Raw genomic sequence first — 6,950 nt, 5'->3', positions numbered from 1 at the left:
TATTTGCGACGCCAGCCTGCGCGCTGCTTTGCGAGATGCACAGCTCTTTCAGCTTATGGGGCGACGGAAACGCGACGATGGTCTTGGACCACTCGTCTGCCGGTTTGCTGTGTCGAATCGCTTTCATTTCATCCCCCGTTGCACTAATCGCCGATGAACCTGTGTTGTATATTGGCTTCCCAGAATGGCTGTGCAGAATACGTGCCAGTTATTAAAAATGCTGACTTGTCCGGCCATATATCGTGTTCGGGGCGTCTGACAATCCTGTCGCGAGCGAAAATCTAACGGCCAGGCGTCGTATTCTCAACTGCATGTCGGACTTTTTGACACTCTGTAGGGAGTCAGGAAAGGGGTGTGCCCGGTGTTGGTTCAGGGAGCAATGGAACGGTTATCCGAAGATTCCCGTAAGCGTTCCGGTGCGTCTCAGGCCCCGATTCGATAGTACATCCGGCGAAAACGCCAGGCGCGCCTGGCAGCCCCGTTTCAAGGTGGACTCGAATTGAGCCCTTTTAATCGTATTCAACGGATATATTCACTTAACCCAGGGCGCGCTGCTGCACGAACTGCGCAACAGCTATCATGCAGATCAGCAGGCGCAGGGAGTGACAACCTAATGCCTTAGCTTGCCGATTGTGCGATGATTGCGGAATAACAACACCAACCCGACAAATGCCTCAGCCCGAACAACAAGCCAGGGAAAAAATAGATCAGTTGCTGCACGCAGCAGGCTGGCACGTCTGCGATGCCGCTGCGGCCAGCATCCACGCCGCGCGTGGTGTAGCCATCCGCGAATTCCCGCTTAAATCCGGCCATGGCTTTGCCGACTATCTGCTGTATGTGGACGGCAAGGCGGCTGGCGTGATCGAGGCCAAGAAAGAGGGTGTCACCCTCACCGGCGTCGAAACCCAGTCCGACAAATACACCAAGGGCCTGCCCGCCGGTTTGCCGCGCTGGAGCAACCCGTTGCCGTTTTCCTACCAGACCACCGGCGTCGAAACCCGCTTTACCAATGGTCTTGACCCCACGCCACGTTCCCGCCCGGTGTTCGCGTTCCACAAACCTGAACTGTTTGCCGAGTGGCTGGCCTACGCGCCCGCTGCGCAGCCGAGGGAGGGCAACGTGGGCGAAGCCGCAGCCACCTTCCTCGCCCGCCTGCAAGCAATGCCGCCGCTGAAAGAAGAAGGCCTCTGGCCCGCGCAAATCACCGCAATCCACAACCTCGAACAATCCCTGAAGGAAAACCGCCCGCGCGCCCTGATCCAGATGGCCACCGGCTCGGGCAAGACCTTCACGTCAATTTCCTTCATCTACCGCCTGATCAAGTTCGCCGGGGCGCGCCGCATCCTGTTTCTGGTCGATCGCGGTAACCTCGCCGACCAGACCCTCAAGGAATTCCAGCAATATGTCTCGCCCTACAACAACTTCAAGTTCAGCGAGGAATACATCGTCCAGCGCTTGCAGGGCAACCAGATCGACACCACCGCCCGCGTCTGCATCTGCACCATCCAGCGCATGTTCTCCATGCTCAAAGGTCGCGACCTGCCGGCCGACCTGGAAGAGGAATCCGTGGACCAACTCGGCAAGCTGTACATGGAACCCGAGCCCATCGAATACAACCCCAGCATACCGATTGAGATGTTTGACATCATCGTCACCGACGAGGCCCACCGCTCCATCTACAACCTGTGGGCGCAGGTGCTGGAGTACTTCGACGCCTACCTCGTCGGCCTCACCGCCACGCCCGGCAAGCAGACCTTCGGTTTCTTCCACCAGAACCTGGTGATGGAATACAACCACGAAATGGCCGTGGCCGACGGCGTCAACGTCAACTACGACGTCTACCGCATCAAGACCGCCATCACCGAAGGCGGCTCCAAGGTCGAAGCCGGCTACTACGTCGAAAAGCAGGAACGCGACACCCGCAAAACCCGCTGGGAAGAACTCGACGACGACTTCGCCTACGACCCCAACCAGCTCGACCGCGACGTCGTCACCCCGGGCCAGATCCGCACCATCGTGCGCACCTTCCGCGACAAGCTGTTCAGCGAAATCTTCCCCGGCCGCACCGAAGTGCCCAAGACCCTCATCTTCGCCAAGGACGACAACCACGCCGAAAACATCGTCGAAATCCTGCGTGAGGAATTCGGCAAGGGCAACGACTTCGCCCAGAAGATCACCTACCGCACCACCGGCGCCACGCCCAAGGAACTCATCAAGGCCTTCCGCAACAGCTATCACCCAAGAGTCGCCGTCACCGTGGACATGATCGCTACCGGCACCGACATCAAGCCGGTGGAAATCGTTTTCTTCATGCGCGCCGTCAAATCGCGCGGCTTCTTCGAGCAGATGAAAGGCCGCGGCGTGCGCGTCATCAATCCCGACGACCTCAAGGCCGTCACCCCCGACGCCACGGCCAAGGACCACTTCGTCATCATCGACGCCGTGGGCGTGTGCGAGCAGGACAAGACCGACGCCCGCCCCATGGAGAAAAAGCCCAGCGTCAGCTTCGAGCGCCTGCTGCAAGCCGTCGCCTTCGGCAACACCGAAGACGACGTCATCACCAGCATCGCCGGCCGCCTGGCAAGAATGGAACACCGCATCAGCGCCGAAGACGACGCCAGGATTCGCATCGCCAGCGGCGGCCTCGGCCTGAAAGACCTCGCCCACCAGTTGGTAACTGCGCTTTCGCCTGATTACGTAGAAGCGGCGTCCCGCCGCTTACCGATGGAAACCGCTGACGATTACGCGGGATACGGCTTCCTCGACCCCAATGCTCCTATCGAGATGCAGCGCGCCAACCTTCCACACTGGCGGCAGGATGAGGCCATCTATTTCGTCACCTTCCGTCTGGCGGATTCGCTACCCAAACAACGTCTCATCGCTTGGCGGGAAGCACGTGCCGACTGGCTGACGCGCAACCCACGCCCCTGGTCAGACGCACAGGAAACCGACTATACAGAGCGCTTTTCTGCCCGCATCGAGTCCTGGCTGGACGCCGGTGTGGGAAGCTGTGCTTTGGCAAACCCTCAAGCACGCGAGCTGATGGAGACAGCATTGAGGCATTTCGACGGAGAACGCTACCGGCTCGGAAAATATGTGGTGGCCGCCAACCATGTCCACGTGATCGTCACGCCACTGCCGGGGCATGAACTCTCTGAAATCCTGCATAGCTGGAAAAGCTACACGGCCAAACAGATATTGCAGTTAGAAGCGGCGTCCAGCCGCTTGTCGGAAGGCACGATCTCAATCTGGCAAAAAGAGTCCTACGACCGTATCGTACGCTCGTCCGAAGAACTGTTTCGCATTGAGCAATATATACAGCGGCATTCCGAATACGAACTGAGCGCGGCGGACAAGCGGCGAGACGCCGCTTCCACGGCCATGCAGCAGGCGCGGACACTCGCCGCCAAACCCCTCTGCGATCCCGCGCTGCGCCAACTCATCCTCGACATCAAAGCCAAAAACGAACTCACCATCGACCACGTCAGCCAGGACCAGGTCATCGAAGCCGGCTTCAGCCAAGCTGCCCTCGACCGCGCCAAAGGCCTCGTCCAATCGTTCGAAAAATTCATCGTAGACAACAAAGACGAAATCACCGCCCTGCAAATCCTCTACAGCAAGCCCTACAAACAGCGCCTCACCTTCGAGGCGGTGAAAGAACTCGCCGACGCCATCGAAAAGCCGCCCTACCTGTGGAACGAATCCCAGCTTTGGCAGGCCTACGCCGCGCTGGAAGCGAGCAAGGTCAAAGGCGCCAGCGGCCGCCGCATCCTCACCGACCTGGTTTCGCTGGTGCGCTTCGCCATCCATCAAGACAACGAACTCGTGCCTTTCCCCGAGCGGGTTAACGCCAACTTCAAGGCTTGGGTGGAAGCGGCGTCCCGCCGCTTGGCTAAAACAAAGCGGCAAGATGCCGCTTCTACGGGCTTCACTACTGAACAGATGAAATGGCTGGAAATGATCCGCGACCACATCGCCGCCAACCTCGGCATTGAGCCGGACGACTTCGAATACGCGCCCTTCGCCCAGGAAGGCGGTTTGGGCAAGGTGTATCAGCTCTTTGGTGATGAGCTGAATGCAATGATTGAAGAATTGAACGAAACGTTAGCGGCATGAAGAATCAGAAGGAAGACGTCTTCGAACCCGCAATACCTGTCGTACCGGAGGGCTGGGATGTATTGCCCTTCGAACAAGCCGCTAATGTGGTCTCGGACAAGAGCAAGCGGGTTAAACAACGGGACTACTTGCAAAGCGGGAAGCTGGCAGTAATCGATCAGGGGCAGGATTTCATTGGCGGCTACACAAATGATAAGGACATGGCTTTCGAAGGAGAGCTGCCTGTCATTCTCTTTGGAGACCATACTCGTTCAATTAAGTACGTGGATAGGCCGTTCGCCGTTGGCGCAGATGGCGTGAAGATTCTCAAGCCAGCCGTCGGCTTCGATACGAAATATTTTTACTATCTGCTGCGTTCTTTACAGATCCCGAGCCGCGGTTATAGCCGGCATTTTCAGTTTCTGCGCAAGTTTCATTTTCCTAGAGCGCCCCTCGACCAACAAAAACGCATCGTCGCGGAAATCGACAAACAATTCTCCCGCCTCGACGAAGCCGTCGCCAACCTCAAGCGCGTCAAGGCCAACCTCAAGCGCTACAAAGCCGCCATCCTAAAAGCCGCCGTCGAAGGCCACCTCGTCGAAACCGAAGCCGAACTCGCCTGCCGCGAAGGCCGCAGCTACGAAACCGGCGTCCAACTCCTGCAACGCATCCTCGAAACCCGCCGCTGCCAGTGGCAAGGCAAGGGTAAATACAAAGAACCCGCCGCGCCAGACACCACCAACCTGCCCGAATTGCCGGAGGGGTGGGTGTGGGCGTCCCCCGAGCAATTGTCAATGGGCGAGCCCTACTCGTTAGCAATTGGTCCGTTTGGTAGCAGCCTCAAAGTCAGCGACTACTCGGATACCGGGGTACCGTTGGTTTTTGTGAGAAACATACGTGCTGTTTCTTTCGGCGGACCTGGTACGGTTTACGTAAGCGAGGAGAAGGCCAAAGAGTTGCGAGCACACCGGGTCGATGCTGGCGATCTACTTGTCACAAAAATGGGCGATCCGCCTGGCGATGTTTGTATTTATCCAGCGCACAGACCACCCGCAGTTATCACAGCGGATTGCATCAAGCTCCGACTCGCGCGCGATTACGCATCGACGCACTTTTTCGCGTATGCGATCGAATCGGACTTGGCGCAAAAACAAATACTTGGAATCACAAAGGGCGTTGCTCAGTTGAAAGTCAGCCTCGGACGGTTTGGGTCAATAGGGCTTCCATTGCCACCTATGGCAGAACAACACCGCATCGTCGCCGAAGTCGACCGCCGCCTGTCCCTCCTGCGCGAAACCGAGGCCCAGGTTGTCGCCAATCTCCAGCGTGCCGAGCGGTTACGCAAGTCGGTTCTTGCTTCTGTATTCTCTTATGGGTTATACGCCGACGAGCAAGATGACCAACGAACCACGGGCTCAGGTGTGGGGGATATCGCGATCCGAAGGCACCAACATGTCAATTCTACGAAGGGGTAAGAAATGCAGTCCACGCTTCAGCGAGTAACGATTAAAGGGTTGCATGGGAAGAAGGACATCGATGCAACCATAGATGACAACACTCTAATTCTTGTCGGTGAAAACGGATCAGGAAAAACGACCTTTCTCAGAATTCTCTACCACGTTCTCTCTGGTAGATGGCTATCGCTTATTCAATACCGATTCGATTCGATTGAAATGATTATCAGTGGTACGAAGTATGAGATAGCACGCGAAGAATTAAGCAGAGGATTTGAAAAAATTGATAGAAGGTTCCTCGCCGAACTACCGCCCACGGCGCGCCGACGGTTAATGGAGCTGTTTCGCGAGGGAGAGTCAGACCGAATTTCGATCGAGCTTGAGCGCATTCAAGCACGCTATGGAATCCCAACTGAAATCGTGATGAGGCAACTAAATCTATTCGAAGACCAGCCACGAGGACTAGGCAAAGAAATTCAAGAAAAGATTAGGCAGATTCAACGAGCCATAGACGCCCAGATTTTATATTTGCCGACATACAGACGTATCGAGCGTGAGTTGAGCAGCATCTTCGAGGGATTTGACCAAGATGATATTCGCCGCAATAGATATCGAATCCATGCTCGTGAAACAGAGTCGTCCTACATCGAACTCGTGGAGTTCGGTATGCAAGATGTGGAAAGGGCCATCAAGATGGCGCTCGAAGGCATAAAGGATTTCGCTCGGGAGAGCCTCAATAATCTCACGCTCAAGTATTTGGGTGCCGTCGTAAATCGCGAGTACCTTGATGTGGGTATGTCTGAGATTGCGAATACGCCTGAAGAAACAATTCGCAGTGTCCTCAATCGAATTCACGAAAGTATTCTCACAAGAATCCATAAGGAGCATCTGTTCAATGTAATAAATTCAGCGAGGTCAAACAGCGCCCCAGATGAGCACACCAAGATCATCTGTCACTATTTTCTTAAGCTTCTCAGTTTTCAGAAGGCGCTGGAGACGAAGGAAAAGAACATGTCGGACTTCTGTGCGCTGTGTTCGGCATACATCGTGGACAAGCAATTTGTATACGACAATGCGACATTTGGATTTGATATCCGACCACTTCAATCCAGCGAAGATACGCCCGGTATTGATCTCAGCGATCTTTCGTCCGGCGAAAAGCAAATAGTCTCGCTATTCAGCCACCTCTATTTGTCTGGCAAGAATAGATTCCTCGTGCTTATCGATGAGCCAGAGCTTTCTCTTTCCGTGCCATGGCAGCGCCGTTTTTTATCGGATATACGGAAAGGTGGGTTCTGCGCGGGCCTTATAGCGGTTACCCATTCGCCATTTATCTACGATAACGAGTTAAAGACATATGCACGCTCCCTGGGAGAGTTCGTTACCGTTGGCGAGCTGTAA

Annotated in this window: 3 protein-coding genes; all 3 read left to right on the top strand. The window is 55.7% G+C overall.

Annotation, left to right across the window (positions count from 1 at the left end; all coding sequences use genetic code 11):
- The first annotated feature begins 669 nt into the window (after positions 1-669).
- Genes ACYCZJ_RS12530 through ACYCZJ_RS12520 form a run of 3 tightly spaced genes read left to right on the top strand, consistent with a single transcriptional unit; the run spans position 670 to position 6,950 of the window.
- Positions 670-4,116, top strand: a complete 3,447-nt coding sequence (locus ACYCZJ_RS12530) for a type I restriction endonuclease subunit R (protein WP_461554563.1) — start codon at positions 670-672, stop codon at positions 4,114-4,116.
- Positions 4,113-5,570, top strand: coding sequence for a restriction endonuclease subunit S (locus tag ACYCZJ_RS12525; RefSeq protein WP_461554562.1), 1,458 nt, complete (start codon positions 4,113-4,115; stop codon positions 5,568-5,570). The genes ACYCZJ_RS12530 and ACYCZJ_RS12525 overlap by 4 nt, the downstream gene beginning before the upstream one ends.
- A gap of 3 nt (positions 5,571-5,573) precedes the next feature.
- Entirely contained in the window at positions 5,574-6,950 is a 1,377-nt protein-coding gene (locus tag ACYCZJ_RS12520; protein WP_461554561.1) for an AAA family ATPase, read from the top strand.

Source organism: Sulfuriferula sp. (assembly GCF_054605375.1).
This window is presented reverse-complemented; position numbering and strand designations above follow the sequence as displayed.

Bases quoted from the DNA above. Each gene is read 5' to 3' on its own strand.
- ACYCZJ_RS12530 (WP_461554563.1), top strand. From the start codon at position 670: ATGCCTCAGCCCGAACAACAAGCCAGGGAAAAAATAGATCAGTTGCTG.
- ACYCZJ_RS12525 (WP_461554562.1), top strand. From the start codon at position 4,113: ATGAAGAATCAGAAGGAAGACGTCTTCGAACCCGCAATACCTGTCGTA.
- ACYCZJ_RS12520 (WP_461554561.1), top strand. From the start codon at position 5,574: ATGCAGTCCACGCTTCAGCGAGTAACGATTAAAGGGTTGCATGGGAAG.